Genomic DNA, 24,429 nt, shown 5'->3' with positions numbered 1-24,429 from the left:
CTTAATTTAGAGCCAGTGTTTTGACGAATGGAATGCCGTTGTTGGCAATCTCCGGCTTAGGCGCCGAAAGCAGCCAGCTTCATCTACAAGGACTGTATTGGTTGGCCTGTGACACCGCAGAAGACGCCACCTTGCTCTGCCGCCAGGTGGTGGAGGGGTTGCCCGAACCAACGCGGGCAGCCCTGATCGCCGATGCGCAAGGCATGGGTGATGTGCTGAGTGCACTGGATGCCGCAAAGGGCCCGGGCGAGCTGGCGCTGTATGAAGCCAACCCTAACGCCACCCTGCACCTGGTCGATGATCTGCCCCGTCTCGATGTTCCTGGCCGTGTGCTTGTCGTGCTGGCGCCTGCCGGTGCCTGGGCAGACGGCAAGGTCGAGCGCTGGTGCGAGGCGCTGCGCCCGCTGTTGTTGGCCGAGGCGGCGCTGCTGCTGGTCATCAGCGGTGGCCAGAGTGCCGGCCTGGTGGAGCGCCTGCGCGTGTTCAACCAGGGCGTCGACGGCCTGGCCCAGGTGTATCGCGGCAAAGGCGGGGTCCGTTACCTGCAGCACTTCTGGAGCAACCCGCTTGGCAAAGCGGGCACCCGGGACATGGAGCTGGTGCGCCTTGACGCGGGGTTTGCCGTTGCCGGTACGCCGCAGGCGCCCACCGATACCGGTGGCGATGAGCTGTTGTGCCTGGCCCAGCGGCCGGTCCTTGAAGGGGCGCCTGCCTTCTCCGAGCACTGGCAGGTCTGCGAAAGCCTCGACGAACTGGCTGACCGCGCCAGCCGAGCGGTGTCCGCCACGGTCATTTTCGCCATGGATGGCGGGCAGCGCCTGGACAGCCTGGCGCGCCAGCTGCACCGCTTGCGCCAGTTGCGTGGCAATGCCTTGAAGCTGGTAGTGCGCGAAATGGCGCCCACCTTGCGCTACCAGGATGAACAACTGCTGCTGGCCTGCGGCGCCACCCAGATCGTGCCGTTTGGCGCCAGCCTGTCACGCTTCCTGACCATGGTGGAAAGCATCCAGGGTTATGTCTGGCGCCGACACCTGCCAACCGACTTCGATGCCTTGCTCACGCGTTTGCGGCCACTCGCGATCTGCGGCTTGGTAGCGCCTGATGCGTTCGCCGAAGCAGTGCAGAACATGTGGCACGGTGTGCGTAACGGCGAAATCGTCCACCAGTTGCTGGTGCTGCGCCCGGCCTCAGGCCTGACTCCCCTGCAGGCATGCTCGCGTACGGTGTTCCGCCGCGACGGCGACATCGCTTGTGTGGTCGGGGAGGTGTTGTTCCTGTTCCTGTTTGCCTGCCGTTCCGAAGGCGTCGAACAGGCGCTTGATCACATCTTCCAGTTGTCATGGAAAGAGCTGTTCATCAGCCAGGAAGTGCTTGCCGGCGTCGACAGCCTGGCCGCCCCGGCCTTCCTCGATAACCGCTCGCCGCAGCCGCCGCGGGTCGATGCAGCGGCGCAGTTGCCCACGCAAGCGCGGCCGGCACTGGCGCCGCGCCGGGTCGCCCTGGGCAAGCGGGGCGCAGTATGAACTTCGCGCAATTGCTGCAAGTGATCGCCCTCACTGCGTTGGTCACCTTGGGCCTGGCCTTGCTGGTGGTGCGCCTGCGCGCAGTGTTGCGCGGCTGGTTGCACCGCCGCCTTTCCCCTCGTTACCTGAAACCGCTGGGCGTACGCCACCGCGCTGCACGCCAGGAACCCCGTAATGACTAATACAACCGTCACGCTCCCGGTTCTGGCCCGATGGCCTGGTCTGGGAGCGTGGAACCTCTATTTTCTGGCCAAGTTCCTGCTGGTCGCTCTGGGCATGCTCGACTTCCAGGCGCTGCCGAACCTGTTGTTCGCAGCGTTTCTGCTGATCCCGTTGCCGGGCAAGTGGTTGCGCATTGCGCGCCAGCTAGCGGCGCTGCCGATTGGCATCGCGTTGTTCTACCAGGACACTTGGTTGCCGCCGTTCAGTCGCCTGCTGGCGCAGCCGGGGGTACTCGATTTTTCGTGGAACTACTTGCTCGAACTGCTGGGCCGTTTCATCAACTGGAACCTGATGGGCGCGCTGGCACTGCTGTTGGTGGGGTATCTGTACCTGCGCCATTGGCTGCGCCTGAGTACCCTGAGCCTGTTAGGGCTGGGCTGGCTGGCCGTCGGCGGGCTGCCGTCACTGGGGTTCACTGCGGGCCAGGCGCCCGGCACGGTGACTACCAGCCCCGCTGCGCAGGCGCAGGCCACGGCGGTGGCCGACAACGCCACGCTCGACGGCTGGCTTGAGCAGTTCTTTGCCAGTGAGCGTGAACGCGTAACGGCGTTCCCTGCCATGAATGCCGAGGAGCAGCCGTTCGACCTGCTGGTGATCAACATCTGCTCGCTGGCCTGGGATGACCTGTCGGCCGTGGGGCTGCGTGACAACCCGCTGCTCTCGCGCCTGGACGTGGTCTTCGATCAGTTCAACTCGGCCACGTCCTACAGCGGGCCGGCCGCCATCCGCGTACTGCGTGCCAGCTGTGGGCAGTCGTCCCACGCGGGCCTGTACCAGAGTGCCCCGGAGCAGTGCCTGTTGTTCCAGAACCTGGCCAGGCTTGGCTTCCAGAGCAATACCTTGCTCAACCACAGCGGGCGCTTCGACAACTTCATCGGCGATATCACCCAGCAGCACATGCCGCAACCTGGCCTGCGCAACACCGATTTCCCGCGGGCACTGGTCGGCTTCGACGGCTCGCCGATTGCCAGCGACCTGGACGTGTTGCGGCGCTGGTGGGGCCAGCGTAAAGGCACGCCGGCCGAGCATGTGTCGCTGTTCTACAACAGCATCAGCCTGCATGACGGCAACCGCATCGTCACCGCCGACGGCGGCACCCGTGTGGCCGACTACGCCACTCGCGCCAACCGCCTGTTCGGCGAGCTGGGCACCTTCCTCGACGAACTGCAGCGCAGTGGCCGCCGCGTGGTCGTGGCCATCGTCCCGGAACATGGCGCCGCGCTGCATGGCGACCGCATGCAGCTGTCTGGCATGCGCGAAATCCCCACGCCGTCGATTACCCATGTGCCGGTTGGCCTCAAGTTCATCGGCATGGGGCAGCCTGCGCGCAGCGAGCCGCTGCGGGTCTCGGCGCCCACCAGCTACCTGGCGTTGTCCGAGCTGATATCGCGGGTGTACGCCGGCCTTGGCCAGCAGCAGCCATTGGACGTGCCCAGCCTGCTGAACGACCTGCCGACCACCGAGCAGGTCGCGGAAACCTCCGGTGCGCAGGTCTTGAACTACCAGGGGCGCGCCTACATGCGCCTGCAAGGCCAGCCTGACTGGCAGCCTATCCCCGAGGAGAGCCGATGAAGCCTGGCAACGCTGACCCTGCCGACCGTAGTGACGACATTGCCCAACTGCGCCAGCACCTGGATATGCCGGACCTGAACTATCAGGATATTTCCATGCTGGTGGGGGTTCAGCAGGCCTTGCAGCGCTGGCCGTTGCTGGGTGAAAGCTGCCGGTCCAGTGCCCAGGATGGGCTGCTCATGCCTGCACCGAAGCGCGAGGCGGTGTTGCCATGACCAGCCTGGCGTTGCACGGCGTGCGCGGTGGCCTGGGGCGCAGTGCCTTGCTGGCCGCGCTGGGCTATGCGCTGCAGGGCGTGGGTGAGCGGGTGCTGTTGATCGACCTGTGCCCGAACAACCTGCTGGGGTTGCATTTCAACCTGCCGCTGGAGGCGCGCGAGGGCTGGGCGCTTGCCGAGCGGGAAGGGCGGCCGTACACCGACGCTGTATACGAGGTGCTCGATGGGCTGTGCCTGATGCCGTTCGGCAATGCTCCTGGCGATGCGCTGCACCCGGCGGCCGACGCTGCAACCTGGGCCGCTCGCCAAGTTGAACTGGCCGAACACTTCGACTGGTTGCTGTTCGACGTGCCGCAGTTACCGGCCGCGACTGCGGGCCACTGCGTCGAGACCGATGTGCAGGTGCTGGTGGCCGAGGCCGAAATGGCCAGCCATCTGCTGCTCGGGCGCCGACCCATCGAGCGCTACGACCTGCTGCTGATCAACCGTTACGACCCGGCCAGCCGCTTGCAGAGCGACCTTCTGATGGTGTGGCGCGACCTGTTCCGTGATCGCTTGCCCCTGCAGGTGGTGCACCGCGACGAGGCCTTTCTCGAGGCCTTGGCGTGCAAGGCCCCGCTGGGCCATTACGCGCCGCAGAGCCTGGCCTGCCGGGATGTGCAGAGCCTAGCAGTGCGCTGCCTGACGAGGCGGCAGTCGTGACCCTGAACCCTCTGTCGGCTTACGCCTGGTTCACCACACGCGGCGCGCAGCGGCCGGTCGCCTGGCTGTTTACCTTGGGTGTGGCGCTGGCTGTGCTGTTCTTGCGCCTGGAGTCGCCCGCCTGGCAGGCCCTGTTGGCCGAGCGTCAGCGCCTGTACCCGCAGTTGGCGGGCAAGCGCCCGAGCCTGGGCGACCCCGTGCGGGTGATGATCCAGAGCCTGTGGCTGCTGCTACGGCGCCAACCGCTGCCACGCCAACCAGGGCCGACCAGCAAAGCCTGGCGTGCCGTGCGCGGCCACTGGCACACCACGCGTCAGAGGGTGCAGCACTACCGTGGCCGGTTGATCGACCGCCTGCAACAGTTGCCCGCGCGCTATCGGGCCAGTGCCTTCAAGCAGGCAGCCTCGGCACGCCTGCGTGGCTTGAGCGTATTCGCCCGCTGGGCCTTCTATGGTGTGCTGACGCTCTGCGCCTTTGGCCTGGCCTTGCTGTGCGTGACCGAGCCGTTCGGCTACCTGGCACAGTTGATGTTCATCTGCCTGCTTCTGGGTATCGCCATGCTGGTGCGGCACATGCCGGGCCGCTTTCCCACCCTGATGCTGATCGTGCTGTCGACCATCATCTCTTGCCGCTACCTGTGGTGGCGTTATACCTCGACACTGAACTGGAACGACACCACGGACCTGGTGTGCGGGGTGATCCTGCTGGCTGCCGAGACCTACTCGTGGTGCGTACTGATTCTGGGCTACATCCAGACCTGCTGGCCGCTGCAGCGCAAGCCAGCGAACCTGCCGGCCAACCCCGGGCACTGGCCGACGGTCGACCTGATGATCCCCACCTACAACGAAGACTTGGCGGTGGTGCGCACCACAGTGCTGGCCGCCCTGGGCCTGGACTGGCCACGCGAGTGCTTGCGCATCTACATTCTCGACGATGGCCGACGCGATGCGTTCCGCGCCTTCGCCGACGAGGTCGGCGTGGGCTACATCGTGCGCCCGGACAACAAGCACGCCAAGGCCGGCAACCTCAACCACGCGCTGGGTGTGACCGACAGCGAGCTGATCGCCATCTTCGACTGCGACCACGTGCCGGTGCGCTCATTCCTGCAAATGACGGTGGGCTGGTTCCTCAAGGACCCGAAGCTTGCGCTGGTGCAGACGCCGCACCACTTCTTCTCGCCAGACCCGTTCGAACGCAACCTGGGCTCGTTCCGCCGCCGGCCCAATGAAGGAGAGCTGTTCTACGGCCTGATCCAGGACGGTAACGACATGTGGAATGCGGCATTCTTCTGCGGTTCATGCGCGGTGCTGCGGCGTACGGCGCTGCAAAGCATTGGCGGCTTTGCCGTGGAGACCGTGACCGAAGATGCCCACACCGCCTTGCGCATGCACCGCCAGGGCTGGTCTTCGGCCTACCTGAGCATCCCCCAGGCGGCGGGCCTGGCCACCGAGAGCCTGTCGGCGCACATCGGCCAGCGTATTCGCTGGGCGCGTGGCATGGTGCAGATCTTTCGTACCGACAACCCGATTTTCGGCCGCGGGCTGAGCCTGTTCCAGCGGGTGTGTTACGCCAACGCCATGCTGCACTTCTTGGCCGGCCTGCCGCGGCTGGTGTTTCTGACTGCGCCGCTGGCGTTCCTGTTGCTGCATGCCTACATCATCTATGCCCCTGCCTTGATGATCCTGCTGTACGTGTTGCCGCACATGATCCACGCCAGCCTGACCAACTCGCGCATGCAGGGCAAGTACCGGCAAACGTTCTGGGGCGAGGTCTACGAGACCGTGCTGGCCTGGTACATCGCCCGCCCCACCACGGTCGCGCTGTTCGCGCCGAAGAAGGGTACCTTCAACGTCACCGCCAAGGGCGGCCTGATGGAGCAGGGGCAGTTCGACTGGCGCATCGCCCAGCCTTACCTGTGGCTTGCGGCACTCAACGTGGCCGGCCTGGGCTTTGCCGTGTGGCGGCTGTTCACCGGCCCCACGGCGGAAGTCGGCACGGTGATCGTCAGCTCGCTGTGGGTGGTCTACAACCTGCTGATCATCGGCGCCGCCGTTGCCGTGGCCGCCGAGGTGCGCCAGGTACGCCGCGCCCACCGGGTGCAGATGCACTTGCCGGCGGGGCTGGTGCTGGCCAGCGGTCACGCCTACCCCTGCACCCTGGTCGATTACTCCGATGGCGGCGTCGGCCTGCAGTTGCACCAAGGCCTTGCGCTCAAACCCGGGGCGCAGGTACGCCTGCTGCTCAACCGTGGCCAGCGCGAGTTTGCCTTCCAGGCCAGCGTCACCCGTACCGTCGGGCAACACGTGGGCCTGGTGTTCCACGACCTGAGCCAGCAACAGCGCATCGACCTGGTTCACTGCACCTTTGCCCGTGCCGATGCCTGGCTTGGCTGGCACCAGCAACACGAGGCCGATCGCCCGCTGCGCAGCCTGGTCGAGGTGCTGAAGCTGGGCGCTGTCGGTTACCTGCGGCTGGTCGAGCACATGCCGCCGTGGCTGCGGACGTGGTTGCGCCCGCTGCGCGCGCTGGTGCATTGGCTGGCCAGCTACAGGCCCCGCACGCCGCGGCCTATCCCTTTCATGAACCCTGTTGATCGAGACGCATGATGACTGGTTATCCCGCGCGTACCTGGGGCCTGGCGATGGCGCTGTTTGCCGCCTTGTCGCAGAGCGCCGCTGCCGCCTCCGAAGCCCCGCTTCCCGAGCCCGTCGTACCCAAGGTGCCGAGCTGGCCGGTTACGAAAACCTTGGAGCAGCTCGGGCATGCGTCCGACAGCCTGCTGCTGGGGGTGCGCAATAGCGAACACATCGAATTCGGCCTGCGTCGCGACCGCCTCGCCACCGACGCCACCTTGCAGTTGGACTACACGCCTTCGCCCGCGCTGTTGCCGAACCTGTCACACCTGCGCGTCTACCTCAATGACGAGTTGATGGGGGTAGTGCCGGTTGAGAAGGAGCAACTTGGCCAGCGCGTGCGCCGCCAACTGCCCCTGGACCCGAAGCTGCTCAGCGACTTCAACCGGGTCCGCCTGGAGTTTGTCGGGCATTACACCGACATCTGCGAAGACCCGGCGCACAGCGGCCTGTGGCTGAACCTGAACCGCAAGAGCCAGGTGCAGTTGCACGAGCAGGCACTGGCACTGGACAACGACCTGGCGTACTTCCCGCTGCCGTTCTTTGACGCGCGCGACACCGGCAAGGTCGAGCTGCCGGTGGTGTTCAGTGGCGTGCCGAGCCTGGGTGAGCAGCGTGCGGCCGCGATCCTGGCGTCTTACTTCGGCAGCCAGGCCGGCTGGCGCAAGGCAACCTTCCCGGTGCTGTACAACCGCCTGCCGGCCAGTGCCGACACCCCCAAGCCGAGCATCGTGTTTGCCAGCAATGAACGCCGCCCGGCATTTCTCGCCGACCTGCAGCAGTTTCCGCTGGTCGACGGCCCGGTGTTGCAGATGATCGACCATCCGCATGACCGCTTCAGCAAGGTGCTGTTGGTACTGGGGCGCAACGATGACGACCTGATCAAGGCCGCTTCGGCGCTGGCGGTGGGCAACAACCTGTTCCGTGGTGCCCGAGTGCAGGTCGAGCAGATGACCGCGCTGCAGCCGCGCAAGCCCTATGACGCGCCAAACTGGACGCGCACCGATCGGCCGGTGCGCTTCGCCGAACTGCTCGACTACCCCGAGCAACTGCAAGTCAGTGGCCTGCAACCGCGGCCGGTGACGCTGTCACTGAATTTGCCGCCAGACTTGTTCGTCTGGCGCAACCAGGGCATCCCGTTGCGCACGCTGTACCGCTACACGGCACCGGCAGTGACTGACGAATCGCGCCTGAGCATCAGCGTCAATGACCAGTACATCACCAGCATGCCGCTGGTGGGCAACGACCGGCGCGGCGGCACGCTCGAGCAGGTGCGCCTGGCGGTGTTGTCCGGTGACAGCAGCGCATTGACCGAGAAATCGCTGGTGCCGGCGTTGAAGATCGGCGACCGCAACCGCCTGCGTTTCGATTTCAGCTTTGCCAGCACCCTGGGCAGCGCCCAGCGCGATCATTGCCAGACGTCGCTGCCGGTGGATGTGCGCGCGGCGATCGACGAAAACTCGACCATCGACTTGTCCGGCTACCACCATTACATCGCCATGCCCGACCTGCGCGCCTTCGCCCGCAGCGGCTTCCCGTTCAGCCGCATGGCCGACCTTTCCGAAACCCTGGTCATCATGCCGGCAACGCCCACGGCGATGCAGGTTGGCACCTTGCTCGATGCGGTTGGTGGGCTGGCCGGGCAAATCGGTTACCCGGCGCTTGGCCTGAAGCTGGTCGATGACTGGAAGCAGGCAACGACCGCCGATGCCGACTTGTTGCTGATTGGCAGCTTGCCCGAGGCCTTGAGCGATGCGCCTAACCTCGGCCTGCTGCTCAGCGCCCAGCGTGACTGGCTGCTGCAAGGCCGTAGCGCAGGGTTGCCAGGCAGCCAGCGCTTCGACACCGCGCCGGTGGCCGCGAGCAGCCGTGTGGCGGTCAGCGCGCAGGCGCCGATCGCGGCCATCACCGGGTTGAAATCGCCGTTCCACGAGCAGCGCAGCGTCGTCGCCCTGCTGGCCAACAGCGACAGCGATTACGCATTGCTGCGCGACGTGCTGGGTGATGTGGGCAAACTCGATGCCGTGGCCGGTTCGGTGACGCTGGTGCGCAGCAGTGGTGTCACCAGCCAGTTCGTCGGCGAGCACTACTTTGTCGGTGCGCTGCCCTGGTGGATGTTGCTGTGGTTCCACTTGTCCGAGCACCCAGTGTTGCTGGCGGCGATCGCGGCCCTTTGCGTGGTGCTGTTTGCCTTCTTGCTGTGGCGGGCTTTGCGCTGGGCAGGCCGTCGTCGCTTGGGCGAGCGCGGGTGATGGTGCGTCCGTTGCTGGTAGGGCTGGTCGCCTTGGGGTTGCCCGTTTTCGCCAATGCCGCACCCGCCTGCCCGTGGCCGGCCTGGGAGCGCTTCAAGGCCGAGCTGGTGAGCGTGGACGGGCGGGTCATCGACCCGAGCGATGAGCGCCTGATCACCACCTCGGAAGGGCAGAGTTATGCGCTGTTCTTCGCCCTGGTGGGCAATGACCGGAAGGCGTTCGCGCAGGTGCTGGGCTGGACCGGCAACAACCTCGCCGAGGGCGACCTGGCGCGGCACCTGCCAGCCTGGTTGTGGGGCCGCAAGGGCCAGAACCAGTGGCAGGTGCTGGATGCTAACAACGCCAGCGACGCCGACCTGTGGATTGCCTACAGCCTGCTGGAGGCGGGGCGGCTTTGGGAGATGCCTGCCTATACGCAACTGGGGCAGCACATGCTATGGCGCATCGCCGCCCAGACCGTGCGCAAGCTGCCCGGCCTGGGGGTGATGCTGCTGCCTGGTGACTACGGCTTCGAGGATGCCAACGGCACCCGCTTGAACCCAAGCTACCTGCCGCTGCAAGTATTGGACCGCTTCAGCCTGGTGGACCCGCTGTGGGGCGAACTGGCCGCCAACACGCGGCGTCTGTGGCTGGCTTCGTCGCCAAAGGGTTTCGCCCCGGACTGGCTGCTGTGGACGCCGGCCGGTGAGCTGGCTGCGGACCCGCAGCATGGCAACGCCGGCGACTACGACGCCATTCGCGTGTACCTGTGGGTCGGCATGCTGGCCGAGGGCGCGGCGCAACGTGCCGAACTGCTGGCTCATTATGCCCCGATGGCGGCAGTGACCGCACACCAGGGGCTACCGCCAGAGCGCGTGGATGCGCACAGCGGTAACACCAGCGGCCATGGCCCGGCGGGGTTCTCTGCAGCATTGCTGCCATTGCTGGCCGCGTCGCCAGCGCACGTTGCCAGCCTTGCCGCCCAGCGTCAGCGCCTGCACGAGCAGCCAGTCGAGGCCAAGGCCTATTACGGCCAGGTGCTGGCGCTGTTTGGCCAGGGTTGGGATGAAGCCCGTTACCGTTTTGACTCGCACGGCCGCTTGTTGCCGGCCTGGAGCGCGCCATGCAGCGAATGATTGGCGTGGTGATGCTGGCGACGCTGGCGTGCCAGGCGGTAGCGCAACCCAAGGATGCCGCTGAACAGCGCCAATGGCTGTTGGACCAGGTGCGTCGGGGCGAGGCATTGCACCGTGACGATCTGGTGCGCGATGCACTGGGCCGCCTGCAATTGCTGGAGCCGCGCAACCCGGACGTGCTGCTGGCAGCCCTGAGCCTGGCGTTGCGTGACAAGAACACCACCGAGGCCCAGCAGTTGCAGGCCCGGATCACTGCCCTGGCGCCTGGCAGCCTGCAGGCACGCCAGGCCACGCGCCTGCTTGCGCTGCAGCAGCCAGAGGCCGTGCGGCGCTTGCAGCAGGCACGCCTGTTGGCCGTTACCGGGCGCAATGAAGAAGCGCTGGCGGCGTATGAGCGCTTGTTTGCGGGTGAACCGCCCAGCCTTGAGCTGGCCCTTGACTACTGGCGCGTGCGCGGCAACCTGCCAGGTCAACGCCCTGAAGCCATCCGCCAGTTGCAGCAACTGGACCGGCAGTACTCCGGCAGTGCCGGGCTGCGCCAGACCCTGGCCGGTTGGTTGTTCGCTGAAAACCGCGACCGCGAAGCGCTGGCGCTGCTCGATCAACTGTCACGCGACCCTGGCGCACGCGATGCCGCTGCCCAGCGCGAGTTCGACTACCTGTCCGGGCAGGCGGTGAGCACCGCCAGTGCGGCGGCCTGGCAAGCCTTCCTGCAACGCTACCCAGCCTCGCCGCTGCTGGCCCAGGCCAGCGATAACCTGCAACAGCAGCGCAAACTGCTGGCCGACCCGTCCTGGCAGGCTGGCCAGCGGGGCAAGGCGCTGCTCGACAAGGGCCGTAACGCCGAAGCTGAAGCACAACTGCGCCGGGCGCTGCGCCAATACCCTGACGATGCCAGCCTGTACGGTGCCCTGGGTTATGCGCTGATGCGCCAGAGCCGCTACCAAGACGCCAACGCTGCGTTCCGGGCGGCCAGCGTCAAGGAGCAGGACACCTACTGGATCAGCCAATGGAAAGACCTGGAGTCGTCCAGCCAGTACTGGGCGCTGCTCAACAAAGCTGAGCGGGCATTGCAGGCAAACGACCTGCGAGGCGCGCGCGCCCTTTACCTGCAGGCTCGCCAGCAGCGTCCCAAGGATGAATACGCCCTGCTGGGCTTGGCGGATGTCGCGCTGGCCGAAGGCGACGCTGCAGTTGCCGAGCGCCAATTCCTGCAGGTGCGGCGCATGGCGCCGGATAACGAAAGCGCTGTGCGTGGCCTGATGCGTGTGTACCAGGCGCAGTCGCCAGACAAGGCGCAGGCATACCTGGACAGCCTGCCGCCACGCCAGCAAGCGCAGTTCGCCAGCCTGCGCCGCAGCCTGGAACTGGCGCGCCTGCGTCAACAGGCTGATGAAGCCCTGCAGCGCGAAGACTGGCAGGCGGCCAGCCAGGCGCTGGGCCAGGCAACTGCCTTGGCCCCCGATGAGCCTTGGCTGGTTTATCAGCTGGCCAACAGCTTGCGTCACCAGGGGCGCACCGCCGAGGCCGACGCAGCATTCGCCAGGCTGGTGCAGCACCAGCCACTCGACCCGGCAACCCGCTATGCCCACGGTCTGTTCCTGGAGTCCAGCGACCGTGATGCCTTGGCTCTGGACAGCCTGGGCGCGGTACCGCAGGCGACCTGGACCCCGGACATGCACGCGCTGCAGCAGCGTATTCAACGGCGCATGACCCTGGCCTCAGCGCAACAGCTGCAGGCACAAGGCCGTGGTGCCGAGGCAACAGCTTTGCTGGAAGCCAGTCTGGCGCGTGGTGAAGGTAGCCCGGATGACGTGATGCTGTTGGGCGACTGGGCAGCAGCGCGCGGTGAACCTGGCAAAGCGCGTGGTTATTACCAGCGTGTACTTGCCGTGCAGCCTGGGCGTGCTGATGCGCGGCTTGGGGTGATGGAAAGTGCCGTGGCCGAAGGCAACCTGGCGCAGGCCCGGCACATGCTGGGCGTGCAGGTGCCACAATTTGCCGCTGATGACAGCAACGCCCAACGGCGTTTGGCGGCGGTCTGGGTCGCCTTGGGCGAACACGAGCAAGCGGCGAGGCTGCTCGACCGGATTGCCGCGCAGCAGGCGCGCCCCGATCCATTGCTGCGGCGCGACGCCGCCCGCTTGGTGGCGCAGGATGACCCGCAACGGGCGCTGGACCTCTATGCGGCGGCCATGGCCGATGCGCAGTTGCTCGACCGCGCCGCCGTGTCGCCACGCGACGACCGCGCGCTGACACTGGCCAGCCGCGAGCAGGGCGCCGATGACTGGCTGGCGCGCAGCTTGCGCAGCGACGTCGATGCCCTGTATCGCCAGCGCAATACCCACGTGACCCTGATGCATGACTACGGCTGGCGCGAGGATGACGGTACGCCGGGCACGTCCGAGCTGAGCACCCAGTCAACCTTGTTGCATGTCGATACCCCCTGGCAGGACGGCACCGCCTTTGCGCGGGTAGAACGTATCGGCATGGATGCGGGCTCGTTCGAGCAGAACGATCAGGGGCGTTACACCCCCGACTTCGGCAGCTGCCAGTTTGTTGGCCAGACGGCTGACGGAAAATCGCTGCCCGCGTGTACGGGCGGCTCGCAGACAGCCAACGGCAGTGTGCTGGCGCTGGGTTGGCAGGGCAGCCGCTGGGCCTTCGACCTGGGCACCACCCAGGGCTACGCAGTCAACAACTGGCTGGGTGGGGCAACGGTCAACGGCGACCTGGGCCAGGTCGGCTGGTCACTGACCGCTTTGCGGCGGCCAATGAGCAACTCGCTGCTGTCGTTCGCCGGGGCACGTGACCCGGCAACCGGCGTGCGCTGGGGCGGGGTCACGGCCAATGGCGGCACGCTTGGCCTGAGCTGGGACCAAGGGGGCGATAACGGCGTCTGGGCCAGCCTGGGGCACCACTGGCTGTATGGCGAAAACGTCACCGACAACCAGCGCACTCGCGCCATGGCCGGCTACTACCACCGCCTGGTGGAGAAAGCCGACGAGCGCGTACGCGTTGGCCTGACGCTGATGCACTGGCGTCACGACAAGGACCTGGGCGGCTACAGCCTGGGGCAGGGCGGCTATTACAGCCCGCAACGCTACACGTCGGTGGGCGTGCCGGTCAGTTACGCCTGGCGCAACTACGACTGGTCGTTGCTGCTGGAAGGTTCGGTCGGTTGGTCCCAGGCCCACAGCGGCCGCAGCCGCCTGTACCCGGACGCGCACATCAACCACAAGGTACTGGCGCAGTATGACGTGCGCTCGAACATCGATGCCATGAACGACGCCAGCGACAGCAGCGGCCTGGGCTACCGCCTGCGCGGCCTGTTCGAACGCCGCCTGAGCGACCACTGGGTGCTGGGGGGCGGGTTCGATTGGCAGCACAGCGATGACTATGCTCCGAGCCATGGCATGCTGTACCTGCGCTACCTGTTCGAGCCGTGGCGGGGCAACCTGGCGCTGCCGGTGGCGCCGCTTGAGCCGTACAGCGAGTGGCGTTGAGGCACGCTGCCCCTAGTGTGGTGTTTCGGAAACACCACACTAGGGCGACCGTACACCAGGGATGCGCTACTCAGCCGTGCGTTCCAGTGTGCGGTCTTCGCGGACGAATGCAATGAAGCGCTGGCTTGCCAGGGCCAAGTATTCACCGCGTCGCCAGCACAATCGAAAGTCCATGTGCTGCGCGGGTTCGAAGGGAATGCCGACTAGCCCTGGTGTGCATTGCTGCACCGAACGCAGCAGGGTGGCAATACCGACGTTGTCTTGTGCTGCCTGGATCACCAGCGAAACGAAGTTGCTCTGCAGTGCAGTCCGGTAGCGCACGCCCTGCGTGGCGACGAATGCGTCGAGCATGTGCCGTTGCAGGAATGTGCTGTCGAATACGGCCATCTCGACGTCCTGCAGATCGCCAGGTTCAAGATGGGGCAGGGTGGCCAGGGGATGGTCCGCGTGCATGCACAGCACCATTTCATCCTTGCCCAGCAGTACTGACTCCCAGGACGGGATGACGCGCCGCGACTCGAGCAGCGCCACATCGATTTCACGCCGCTCCAGGCGCTGGCTGATGTCGTCGGCGCTGCCTTCCAGCACGGTCATGACAACGCCTGGGTAAGCCTTGCGAAAACTACTCAGCAGCCTAGGCAGATAATAGAGGCCGAACATCGGCGGGATACCCAGGCGCACCTCGCCGCTTTGCAGGTCCCCCATGTCGCGCAGTTCTTGGCGAGCCGTGTCGAGTTCTCGCAGCACCGAATCGATGCGGGCGAGGAAGCGTTCGCCTTCTGCGGTCGGCACTACACGGCGGCCAGCGCGGTTGAACAGCATCATGCCCAGCTCTTCCTCCAGGCGGGTAATCGCCATGCTCAATGCCGGTTGAGCGATGTGCAGGCTTTTCGCAGCCTTGGTAAAACTGCCCTGGCGATTGACCTCGACGCAGCAGCGTAGCGCTTTCAGGTTCATGCCACTGCTCCATAACAAAATGTGATCGCGAGTATCATAACAATATATTTTTCATTATGAACAAGCCTGTCTAGGATGTGCTGCTCAACCACCAGGGGCCGCATGATGACCATCGCTTTTATCGGTTTGGGAACAATGGGGCTGCCCATGGCAACCCACCTGCTCAGCGCTTACCCGGGCTTGTTGGTGAGTTCTGCCAGCGGTCAGGCGTATGCGGCGCTGGAGCGTCTGGGCGCGCAGCCGACCGATGAGCGTAAGGCCTTGGCCGCTTGCGACACGGTGTTTCTCTGTTTGCCCGATGACCAGGTTGTCGAGCAGGTGCTGTTTTCTGCCCAGGGCCTGGCGCAATGGATGCGCCCTGGCAGTACGGTGGTCGATACCAGTACCCTCGGGTATGCCCAGACCCTCGACATCGCGCGCCGCCTCGCCTCGCTGGGCGTGCGTTTCATGGACGCCCCTGTCTCGGGTATGGCCCAGCGCGCTGGCGACGGCACGCTTACCGCCATGTGTGGTGGCCAGGCCGAGGTCGTTGAACAGATGCGTCCTTACCTGCAGACCATGGCATCGACCATCCTTCATATGGGCCCGGTGGGCAGCGGCCAATTGGCCAAGCTGATCAACCAGTTGCTCTACAACATCAACATCGCAGCACTTGCCGAAATCCTGCCCATGGCCTGCAAGCTGGGCCTGGATGCCCAGCAGGTCAGCCGCGTGGTCAACACTGGAACCGGGCGCAGCCACGCTTCGGAATACTTTCTGCCGCATATTCTGGCCGGCAGCTTCACCAGCAGCTACCCGCTGCAGGATGCCTACAAGGACATGCGTCACGGTGCACAGCTGAGCGCCGAGATGGGCCTGCCACTACCGGTGTTGGCGGCTGCCACCGCGACCTACCAGACGGCACTGCTGCAAGGCCATGGCAGCCAGGACAAAGGCGCCATGATCAAAGTATTCGAGGCGCTGCTCGATGTGCAATTCCGTACCCCACCTGCAACCCATTGACCCGCCCACTCAGCCAGAGGCCTTGATGACTCCTTCGACGTTCACGCCCCAGCCAACCGCCGATGCACTGTTGCGCGCATGGCGCAGCGGCGACCTTCTGCAGTGTTTGCCCGCGCACCTGAAACCCGAGACCCTCGACCAGGGGTACGACGCTCAGGATCGGCTGTTCAGTACGGCGGGTGGCCAACGTGTCGGTTGGAAACTTGGGGTCGGCAGCCCAGCGGCCATGCACGCCGGCAAGCTGACACGGCCGCTGGTTGGGCAACTCGATGCTGCGCGCTGCCACCCAAGCGGGGTCAGGGTACCGTTGCCGGCGCTGACGCCGGTCACTGTCGAATGTGAAGTTGCGTTCGTGCTTGACCGCGATGTACATCCTGAACCGGGGCGCGCACCGACAGCTGACGATATCCGTGCCACCTGCGTAACCTTCGAGGTCGTCCGCTCACGCTTTGTTGATCGCAAAAGTGTCGGCTGGCCGAGCTTTGTGGCCGACAACGTCGGTTTTGAAGCGCTGGTCATCGGCGAGCACATTTGCAGTGGCATCGACGATAGATTGCTGACTGAACTTGCCGCGACCGCGGTCGTGCATCTGGATGGCGTGCCACGGGCGCGTGGTTTGTTCGGCGATGCCGCGACAGACCCGATGCATTCGCTGGCAGCGTTGTATGCCCATGCGGCTGAGCGCGGGCAGGTTCTGCGTGCGGGCGATATCGTCTCGACAGGCGCCATGTGCGAACCGTTCGACCTGGTTGGCACTGGCCATCATGTCGCGGTGAAGTACTTTGACAAGGAACTGCTGTTCAGTGTTTAGCGGCCAAACTGCATGAGGCTTCACTGATTGCCGATAGGAATACCCTTCGATGCTTTTAGACACGGCCTTCGCCTGATCTATGCTTGGGGCGAAAACCTGTTATCGATCAAAGACTGTTGAGGCCTCGCACGTGGGGCAGGAGCAAGGATGGCCCAGTCAAAGAAAATCAGCGTCATGCTGTCCAGTCGCTGCAACGACCGTTTTCCCGCTGGCAGCGATCAAACCCTCAGCAGTATCCGCGCGCAGCTCAAGCGTGAGATAGAAGGCACGACGCTGTTCGGCAAACAACTGTTCGAAGTCTGGATCAACGAAGATGCCCCCCCAGCCGATGGCATGCAGGACAGTTGGGACGCTTGTTTACAAGCCGTGCGCGATTGCGATGTGCTGTTGGTGCTGTCCAATGGCAATGCCGGCTGGGCCAGTGGTGACGGTGACATCGGCATCTGCCATGCGGAGTACATGGAAGGGCTTGCCACCACGCGCGGGAAGGTGCGCTTCATCGCCATGCCGAATATTCCGATCGGTGATAGCCGGGAAGCTGAGGCAGCACGTAATCAGCGCTTCCAGGCGTTTATCGCGCAACAGACCCCGTTCAGGGGGGGAATGGTCTCTACCGTCGAGCAGTTGCGCGACCGCGTTCAGGAAGCGCTGCTCGACGCGGTGGTGGTTCTGACCCAGCGTGGGGTAACCGCTGCGGCTTCGAGCCGCTTCGACATGGGCCAGGCGCTCGATTGGACACGGATGGACTTTCGTCAGCGCAAACGCGCGATGGAAACGGTGTTGCTGCAGGCGCTTACGGGTGGCGAAGCCCCTGTGGGCGATGCGTATGCCATTGTTCCAATGGCCGACGTGAATATCGCTGTGTTTGTCCATGCAATCCCGGCTGCGTTCACCGTTGCCGCTGCGCGTGAGTTGGTGGGTAAACCCTTTCTACGTGACCATGAGCATGCTCATTTATTGCAAGGCGCGCATGGGCCGTTGCACCTGATTGCCTGCCATCGGGGGGCTACAGAGCATCAGGCCACGGCGTTGCTGGGCTTTGCTGATGCAACCGTGGTCAGCGGACCCTTCGGTGTGTTTGTCGCCGATGATGTACAGAAGGTACAGTTTGCCTTCCTGGCCAACTGCCGCGATGCGTCGCAAACGCGCCATGCGCTGCAGCGCTTCAGAGAATGGCTGGACCAGACCGGTGAAGCGCAGAGGCTGGCCAAGAGAGCCGTTTCGCGCGCCAGAATTGTCAGCGTTATTGCTGCCGAGCTTGAGGGGAGATAACAGGGATGTCCAAAGCACGCTTTACCGTAGGGCCGGTGTTGTCTTTTCGCGGCGTCAGTGAAACCGGGCAGTGGCAAGTGACTGCGTTGGTCGGGGTTGCACAGGGTTCTGCATTCCCCGCGCTGGTTATTGAAGGGCGGGCATGCGCTGCGCCGAAGGTGTTGCTGGAGCATGGCAAGGAAACCATCCTTCGCTATGACCTGAGCTGCGAGCAACAGGCCCAGGAGCGAACGGTGCAATTTGGTGCAGCGCAGGGCGGGCCGCAATGGCAGTTCTCCGTGCCCGGCCGAGACTATGCGCCGAGAATGGCCTACGTCTCTTGCAATGGCTTCTCCGACCCAAGTGGCATGCGCAAGTTGGTGCGCCCTGAAAACGCCGTCTGGGCTGACCTGATCAGTAACCATGACAGTACGCTGCGCGATGCAGGTTACGTGCTGGACAAGGAGCAGCTTTGGCACGAAGCCCGTATCCATGACAAGGGCTTGAAGCGCTTTCAATTGCTGTTGATGGGGGGCGACCAGATTTACTTCGATTCGATCTGGGAAGATATAACAGCGCTCAAGAAATGGGTCGGGCTGTCGCGCAAGGAGCAGTTGGCATTCAAGGTAGGCGTGACGCTGGAGAGGGAGATCGAATCTTACTATTTCGGGCTCTATGCCAAGCGTTGGCTGCCGGATACTCGGCGTGACTGGGGCCAGGCCAAGCCGAACCTGGATGCCGCTGATGCGATGGCGAGAATCCCCACGGTGATGATGTGGGACGACCACGACATCTTCGACGGCTGGGGGTCTTACAGCCCCGCCATGCAACACTGTGAGTTGTTCCAGGTGATGATGCGCCACGCGCGCAAGGCGTTCTGGGTGTTTCAGTTGCAGCATGCCCTGGATGACTTGCCGCCGCTGCAAGGGCTGAAGCGTGCAAATGTTTCCCAGCAGGACCCTCAGTACGAGCCGATAGCATGGGGCACACGGCTGAAAGGGGACCGTTTGGCCTTGCCACTTCTGGATGGCCAACCGGGCTTCAGTTTCGGCTTTCACATAGGGCCGGTATCACTGTTCGTGGCTGATTTGCGCACCGAGCGTTCACGCACCCAGGTGATGGGGGCCGCGACCTGGGCTGTCATGCAGGCTTGGCTCGGCACACTGCGTGACGGTGAGCCTGCCCATCCGGGGAGCAAATGCCAGCACCTGATCTTCATGTCCTCGGTGCCAGTCGCGCACCCCAAACTGTCGCTGGCTGAAGGGTTACTCGATACCTTCGGCCAGGACCATGTGCTCGACAGCAATGCTGACGACCTCAAGGACCATTGGTCGCACGGCGATCACGAGGGCGAGCGCAAGCGCCTGCTGGAGTCGCTGACCCGGATTGCCGAGCAGAGGCTGCTGCGGGTATCCATCGCTTCTGGGGACGTGCACGTCGCGGCGTGGGGCAGCTGTTATCGCCGAGACATCCCGCCGACCTCGAACTGGGCGCAGATTCAGCAATTCACCTCGTCGGGTGTGGTGCATCCTTCGTTGATCGGCGTGGCCGAACGGCTGTTTCTGCAGTTGCTGAACCATACCGCGAGCAAGGTCCAGTCCATCGATGTGCAGCACTGTGTCGAGATGATGCTGTTCCCGGGGTTCAATCGCTATGTGATGCCATCCCGGAACTGGTTGGCGTTCGAGTTGGACATGGGCGGTGAGGCCGGTAGCAAGCTGTGGGCGACCTGGCGCTGTGAAACGGAGGCAGGGTTTTCCAACCACTTGCAGGCGGTGCATCCGGCTCAGAAGTAGAGCGTGCCAACAAATCCTGGCCTCAGTGCAGCCGATAGGCATCCTGCGCCATTGCGAGCATCAGATTGGCTCACTCGGCTTTACCCTGATCAGACCAAGGTCGGTGTTTGGGGGGCAGGCGAATGCCCGCCCCGCCAGATCAATCTACCCGCACGAACACGTTCTTGGCCATGTCACTGCCACCAACGGCTTCCAGGCGCTTGCCGCCATCCAGTACGCGAACGTTGATCAGGGCTACCCCGTCCTTGTTGCGAGCAGTGACCACATCATCTTTGCGCTCCCACTCGTCAACCTTGACCTTGTTGCCGTTGGCGATGATGTAGTCGCTCGAGAACTCTACCGTCTGCTTGGGACCCTGGAAGCCCATCACGGTGGTGGTTTGTTCGTAAGTGCCTTCCAGCGCGTCGCCGCCGCAGCCGGCCAGTACGCAGAACGGCAACGCCATGAGCACGAATTTGAGTTTACGCATGAGATTTCCTTATCGGTTGGTGGTGATGTCGGCGGGTCAACCCATGGCGGCCGTTGATTCAATCAAGACCCGCCATGCGCTGCCTTACAGGGGGCAGAGCTTACCTGAGTGACGCCGAGGTATCACGAAATGTCATCAACGCCTCTCACCAACGCGCACGTGGCCCAGCTTGGCCAAGTAGAGGCGCCCGGGGATTCCAGGCGTCATACGGGCAGGGTGGATTACCTGAACAGCGGCACGCCGCTGAGCTTCTGCAACTCGTCGAAGTCGATGTCGGCGCAGATCTCTATCACCTGCAGCCCATCTGACGTCACCTCCAGCACGGCCAGGTCGGTGTAGATGCGGCTTACGCAACCGATACCGGTCAGCGGGTAGGTGCACTCGGGCACGAGCTTGCTTTCGCCGGACTTGGTCAGGTGGTCCATCATGACGAACACTTGGCGGGCGCCCGTGGCGAGGTCCATCGCACCGCCTACAGCTGGGATCGAACCTTCGGCGCCGGTGTGCCAGTTGGCCAGGTCGCCCTTGACCGACACTTGGAAGGCGCCCAGTACGGCGATGTCCAGGTGGCCGCCACGCATCATCGAGAAGGAGTCGGCGTGGTGGAAGAAGGCACCGCCGGTCAGCAGGGTCACGTGCTGCTTGCCGGCGTTGATCAGGTCATCGTCTTCTTCTCCCGGCGCAGGGCTTGGGCCCATGCCCAGCAGGCCGTTTTCGCTGTGCAGGAATACTTCCTTGTCGCCCAGGTAATTGGCCACCAGGGTCGGTGCGCCGATGCCCAGGTTTACATAGGCGCCTTCCTGAATGTCTGCGGCCACGCGCTGGGCCATCTCGGTACGGGAGAGTTTTCGGGTGATGGTCATGGCAGGCCTCAGACAGCGTTGGCGATCGAAGAAGCGGCAGCGCCGGAGACGGCGACCACGCGCTGGACGAAGATACCCGGGGTGATGATGTGTTCCGGGTCCAGTTCACCGAGTTCGACGATCTGGTCAACTTGGGCGATGGCGGTCTTGGCGGCCATGGCCATGATCGGGCCGAAGTTGCGGGCGGCCTTGCGGTAGATCAGGTTGCCCCAACGGTCGCCCTTGTGCGCCTTGATCAGCGCGAAGTCGGCGTGCAGCGGCATCTCCAGAACGTACTGGCGGCCGTCGATTTCACGGGTTTCCTTGCCTTCGGCCAGCAGGGTGCCGTAGCCGGTCGGCGAGAAGAACGCACCGATGCCCGAGCCCGCAGCACGGATACGCTCGGCCAGGTTGCCTTGCGGTACCACTTCCAGCTCGATCTTGCCGGCCCGGTACAGTTCATCGAACACGTAGGAGTCGGACTGGCGCGGGAACGAGCAGACCACCTTGCGTACGCTGCCCGCCTTGAGCAGCGCGGCAAGCCCGACCTCACCGTTGCCGGCATTGTTGCTGATGATGGTGAGGTCGCGGGTACCGGTGGCGATCAGGGCATCAATCAGTTCAGACGGCATGCCGGCAGTGCCAAAACCACCGACCATGATGGTCGAACCGTCGGTGATGCCTTCCACCGCGCTGGCGATGGACTCAAACGTTTTATTGATCAAAGCGAGCTCCTGGTTTTTCCTGGAGTGTGGGTTATCGACCTTGTCTTCGCGTGGCGAAGCGGTGGGCCAATCAGCACCTAGGAATTGTTGGGTGACTGCGTACTAGCGTGCCGCAAGATCGTGCACAAGTAGAGGGAGCTAAGCGGATTTTGTGCGATTATCGAACTGTTGTGCGATGTGTGAGTCGTGATTGCCCGGGCTGTGGTGAGCCCTCAATCTGCTTGTCGCCTGCATGCGTACAGTAGCTATTCACTGGCCAACTGTTTCCGCATCGGTGTACACGCCAGCTCAAGACCGGAGGGAGAGGTATAGATAGCTTCATGCCTTCAAAGCCCGTCGGGCGGCTACATCGCCTTGTTCGATTGACGTAGCGAAGCTTTCCTGGCTACCGAGCAGGCCTGGGGTGATGAAGCGGAACAGGCTCCACAGTTCGCCCAGGTGGTTTTCCAGTGGGGTGCCAGTGGCGACTACACGGAAATTCGATTGCAAATCCATGACCGCTTGAGCGCGCTTGGTCTGCGCATTCTTGATTGCCTGGGCTTCGTCCAGCCCGACACTGTTCCAACTGCAGGCTTGGCATGTCAGCGGACAGTCCTGCATGCCGTAGTGCTGCAGCGCATTCCAGTCGCCTCGCCACAGGGCTTGCTGCATCAATTGCAGGCCCAGCCCCAGGGAGGGGCAGAGCGCCATCTCGTGCTGGGCTAATGCATAGCTGCCGTAGACGGGCCCCAGCAGGCTGTTGTTCAAACGAAGATGATCATGCAACAACAGGTTCAGCCAGACCTCTTGGAGTGCCCGAGCTTTTTGACCCAGCCTTGGTCCTGCAGCAATTGCAGCAGGCTGGCCAACGTAGGGGCATCAAGCAGCTTGCCACCCGAGTCACAGATGCCCATGGTTCTTAGCTGTTTGAGCAGCGAAGTTCGCCCCTTGCCAGGGAACGCCGTCGCCAGGGTATAGAGCAGGCCCCTGCAGCTATCGGGCAGAGAGTCGGGGCAGAGCGGCTGAAGGGACATCGTGGGCCTCATTGGAGCGGTCGAGCGTTTGTTCGTTATGCCGATTCAGAGGCTGTCCGGGTCGCCAAAAACAGTATGACTAGGCCCTACATCAATAGTTTTAGCGCTAAATATTGAGGATATCTCCCCGATTTTGCCCCTCAGTCGCAGCGGGAGCGCAATCAATCACGACTGGCAATTTCTGACGCGGAGCTGGGTAGTTGGTCGCAGAGTCTACGTAAGGCCCGGCTTGCACAGGAGATGCTTGGATGACGGGTAACCATGGGCGCTCAGCCAGATGCGTGGTTGGGGATTGAACTTGCCATCTGGCTAACTACCCGCAGCAAGCAGGTTGTCGCGGGTTTGCCGGTCCAGTGTGTTCTGAATTTCCCGCGCCAGTGTTTTCACGTCATGCTGATCAATCTGTTTGGGCATGACCTGAAAACCGATCGAGTTGTACAACCGCCCCCAGGCAGCCTGGGCATCGGAGTAGGCGGCTTCACGTTGATAGCGTGACAGCAGCAGGCGGCCTTCGGCACGAATCAGTTCCAGTTCGCTGCCCAGTGCCGCGTTGCGCGATGACTGCGCGTAGTTGAGCAGGCTCTGGTCGACACGCAGGCTTTCGTCGGCAAACTCCACTTCCTGGCGCGCCAACTGGTAGCGCAGCAGGCCTACTCGGACCTGGGTAAGGATCGCCATGGACAACGCGGTGCGTCTCATGTCATCGGTTTTTTCCTGGCTTTTTTCCGCAGCCACGATGTCCGGGTACTGCAGCAGACGCAGTAGGTTCATTGAGACATTGATGCCGGTCTGGTTCCAGTCGCTGTTGTACAGGTATTTGTTGGAGTCGTATTCATAGCCGTAGTTGAAGCTCACATTCGGCCACAGCTGCGCCTTGGCGATCTTAAGGTCGTTCATGCTGACGCGTTTGCGATACCACTCCTCCATGATTTCCGGGCGGCGCTCCAGGGACAGGCGCTCCAGTTTTTCGACGTTGCTGGTCAGCAGCGGCAGCGGTTGTTCGGTGACGTCGGCCAGCACCATTCGAGTGTTGGGCGGCAGCGACATCAGCGCCGCCAGCTCCGCACGGGCGAACTCAAGGTCCTGGCGGCGCACGGTGAGCATGTACACCGAGTCGAGCAGGGCGCGCTGGTAGGCGAGGATGTCCTGGCGCGGCAGAAGGCCTTTGCCCTCGGCTTCACGGGCCGCGGTCAAGGCGCGGTGGGTACGCATCAGCAGGCCGTCTACCTCTGGCAGCAGACGCTGTGCGCCGAGGGCACGCCAGTAGGCATTGCGCACGTCCTGCAGCACGTTCTGCGCGACCTTTTCACGACGCTCCTCGGCCATCAGCATCTGGTCGTTTTTTTGCTGCGTGCGGAAGTAGGCGACCCCGAAGTCCAGTAGGCTCCATGACAGACCGAGGCTGTACAGGGTGCGGTAGCGCTCCTCGGAAGTGGACGGACGCAAGCTGACCTGACGGTCCTCAATGCCGATTGAGGTACCGCCGGAGTCGTTGTTGCGTCCGGCATAGCCAGCAGAGGCGACCAGGCGTGGCAGCATCTCGTGGCTGGAAACATCGCGCAGGTCTGACGCCAGGGCACTTTCAAGCAACTTCAACCGGTAGTCGAGGTTGTACTTCAGGGCCCGCGCTGAGGCTTCGTAGAAGGTGATTGGCCCGTTGACTGGCTCCTGCTCCTTGTACATGCGCGCCTGGTCTTCGATCACCCGCTGGCGCATCTCGTCCTCGGTAAAAGGCTTGGGTTCGAAGGCTGAACAGGCGCTGAGCAAAACGCTGACGGCCGTGAAGGTACTCAGGGCTTTAAAGGTCGATACTGGCATAAA

21 protein-coding genes are annotated in these 24,429 nt (G+C 63.8%); 13 read left to right on the top strand and 8 right to left on the bottom strand.

Going from position 1 to position 24,429, the window contains the following annotated elements:
* Positions 1-32: 32 nt before the first annotated feature.
* From HU770_RS16230 to bcsC, 9 genes are read left to right on the top strand one after another with little or no spacing between them, the layout of a single operon-like run.
* Positions 33-1,523: a BcsE family c-di-GMP-binding protein gene (locus tag HU770_RS16230; RefSeq protein ID WP_186664243.1), complete on the top strand. Its 1,491-nt coding sequence runs from the start codon at positions 33-35 to the stop codon at positions 1,521-1,523.
* Positions 1,520-1,705, top strand: a complete 186-nt coding sequence (gene bcsF / locus HU770_RS16225; protein WP_186655988.1) for a cellulose biosynthesis protein BcsF — start codon at positions 1,520-1,522, stop codon at positions 1,703-1,705. The genes HU770_RS16230 and bcsF overlap by 4 nt, the downstream gene beginning before the upstream one ends.
* Positions 1,698-3,317, top strand: coding sequence for a cellulose biosynthesis protein BcsG (gene bcsG / locus HU770_RS16220; RefSeq protein WP_186664241.1), 1,620 nt, complete (start codon positions 1,698-1,700; stop codon positions 3,315-3,317). The genes bcsF and bcsG overlap by 8 nt, the downstream gene beginning before the upstream one ends.
* Complete coding sequence (bcsR, locus tag HU770_RS16215) at positions 3,314-3,532, top strand: cellulose biosynthesis protein BcsR (RefSeq protein ID WP_033698437.1); 219 nt, start codon at positions 3,314-3,316, stop codon at positions 3,530-3,532. The genes bcsG and bcsR overlap by 4 nt, the downstream gene beginning before the upstream one ends.
* Positions 3,529-4,236, top strand: coding sequence for a cellulose biosynthesis protein BcsQ (bcsQ, locus tag HU770_RS16210; RefSeq protein ID WP_186664237.1), 708 nt, complete (start codon positions 3,529-3,531; stop codon positions 4,234-4,236). Before bcsR ends, bcsQ begins: the two co-directional genes overlap by 4 nt.
* A complete protein-coding gene (gene bcsA, locus HU770_RS16205) occupies positions 4,233-6,842 on the top strand; it encodes a UDP-forming cellulose synthase catalytic subunit (protein ID WP_186664235.1) in 2,610 nt (869 codons plus the stop codon). Before bcsQ ends, bcsA begins: the two co-directional genes overlap by 4 nt.
* On the top strand, positions 6,839-9,121 hold the full coding sequence (gene bcsB / locus HU770_RS16200) for a cellulose biosynthesis cyclic di-GMP-binding regulatory protein BcsB (protein WP_186664233.1): 2,283 nt from the start codon (positions 6,839-6,841) through the stop codon (positions 9,119-9,121). The genes bcsA and bcsB overlap by 4 nt, the downstream gene beginning before the upstream one ends.
* Positions 9,121-10,236 (top strand): cellulose synthase complex periplasmic endoglucanase BcsZ, encoded by a 1,116-nt coding sequence (bcsZ, locus tag HU770_RS16195; RefSeq protein ID WP_186664231.1) that lies wholly within the window; start codon positions 9,121-9,123, stop codon positions 10,234-10,236. Before bcsB ends, bcsZ begins: the two co-directional genes overlap by 1 nt.
* The gene (bcsC, locus tag HU770_RS16190) at positions 10,224-13,742 is read left to right on the top strand and encodes a cellulose synthase complex outer membrane protein BcsC (protein ID WP_186664229.1); all 3,519 of its coding nucleotides are present in this window, start codon (positions 10,224-10,226) and stop codon (positions 13,740-13,742) included. The genes bcsZ and bcsC overlap by 13 nt, the downstream gene beginning before the upstream one ends.
* A gap of 66 nt (positions 13,743-13,808) precedes the next feature.
* Here the strand turns inward: bcsC and HU770_RS16185 are convergent, their stop codons facing one another.
* A complete protein-coding gene (locus HU770_RS16185) occupies positions 13,809-14,699 on the bottom strand; it encodes a LysR family transcriptional regulator (RefSeq protein ID WP_186655959.1) in 891 nt (296 codons plus the stop codon).
* Positions 14,696-14,848, bottom strand: a complete 153-nt coding sequence (locus HU770_RS16180) for a hypothetical protein (RefSeq protein ID WP_162181142.1) — start codon at positions 14,846-14,848, stop codon at positions 14,696-14,698. Before HU770_RS16180 ends, HU770_RS16185 begins: the two co-directional genes overlap by 4 nt.
* Between HU770_RS16180 and HU770_RS16175 the strand changes: the two genes are divergently transcribed.
* The 4 genes from HU770_RS16175 to HU770_RS16160 all read left to right on the top strand — a co-directional run bounded on the left by HU770_RS16175 (position 14,847) and on the right by HU770_RS16160 (position 19,559).
* Positions 14,847-15,701, top strand: coding sequence for an NAD(P)-dependent oxidoreductase (locus HU770_RS16175; protein WP_238338593.1), 855 nt, complete (start codon positions 14,847-14,849; stop codon positions 15,699-15,701). The genes HU770_RS16180 and HU770_RS16175 overlap by 2 nt on opposite strands.
* 25 nt (positions 15,702-15,726) lie before the next feature.
* The gene (locus HU770_RS16170) at positions 15,727-16,512 is read left to right on the top strand and encodes a fumarylacetoacetate hydrolase family protein (protein ID WP_186655956.1); all 786 of its coding nucleotides are present in this window, start codon (positions 15,727-15,729) and stop codon (positions 16,510-16,512) included.
* A gap of 147 nt (positions 16,513-16,659) precedes the next feature.
* Complete coding sequence (locus HU770_RS16165) at positions 16,660-17,784, top strand: DUF4062 domain-containing protein (RefSeq protein WP_186664227.1); 1,125 nt, start codon at positions 16,660-16,662, stop codon at positions 17,782-17,784.
* 5 nt (positions 17,785-17,789) lie between these two features.
* Entirely contained in the window at positions 17,790-19,559 is a 1,770-nt protein-coding gene (locus tag HU770_RS16160) for an alkaline phosphatase family protein (RefSeq protein WP_186664225.1), read from the top strand.
* A 139-nt stretch (positions 19,560-19,698) separates the two neighbouring features.
* Here HU770_RS16160 and HU770_RS16155 read toward each other — a convergent pair whose 3' ends face one another.
* The 6 genes from HU770_RS16155 to HU770_RS16130 form a co-directional block, all read right to left on the bottom strand.
* A complete protein-coding gene (locus HU770_RS16155) occupies positions 19,699-20,028 on the bottom strand; it encodes a hypothetical protein (RefSeq protein ID WP_033698419.1) in 330 nt (109 codons plus the stop codon).
* Positions 20,029-20,249: 221 nt separating this feature from the next.
* Positions 20,250-20,891: a 3-oxoacid CoA-transferase subunit B gene (locus tag HU770_RS16150; RefSeq protein WP_033698417.1), complete on the bottom strand. Its 642-nt coding sequence runs from the start codon at positions 20,889-20,891 to the stop codon at positions 20,250-20,252.
* Between the two features lie 8 nt (positions 20,892-20,899).
* Positions 20,900-21,595, bottom strand: coding sequence for a 3-oxoacid CoA-transferase subunit A (locus HU770_RS16145; RefSeq protein WP_186655939.1), 696 nt, complete (start codon positions 21,593-21,595; stop codon positions 20,900-20,902).
* A gap of 318 nt (positions 21,596-21,913) precedes the next feature.
* Positions 21,914-22,342: an SNF2-related protein gene (locus tag HU770_RS27095; RefSeq protein ID WP_238347554.1), complete on the bottom strand. Its 429-nt coding sequence runs from the start codon at positions 22,340-22,342 to the stop codon at positions 21,914-21,916.
* Between the two features lie 26 nt (positions 22,343-22,368).
* Positions 22,369-22,608, bottom strand: a complete 240-nt coding sequence (locus HU770_RS16135) for a hypothetical protein (RefSeq protein WP_186664223.1) — start codon at positions 22,606-22,608, stop codon at positions 22,369-22,371.
* A 309-nt stretch (positions 22,609-22,917) separates the two neighbouring features.
* A complete protein-coding gene (locus tag HU770_RS16130; RefSeq protein WP_186664221.1) occupies positions 22,918-24,426 on the bottom strand; it encodes a TolC family protein in 1,509 nt (502 codons plus the stop codon).
* Between the last annotated feature and the right edge of the window lie 3 nt (positions 24,427-24,429).

The sequence above is a fragment of the Pseudomonas sp. SWRI68 genome, from assembly GCF_014269165.1.
GTDB classification, from domain to species: domain Bacteria; phylum Pseudomonadota; class Gammaproteobacteria; order Pseudomonadales; family Pseudomonadaceae; genus Aquipseudomonas; species Aquipseudomonas capeferrum.
Note: the sequence above shows the minus strand (reverse complement) of the source record. Positions and strands in the feature narration are given on the sequence as shown.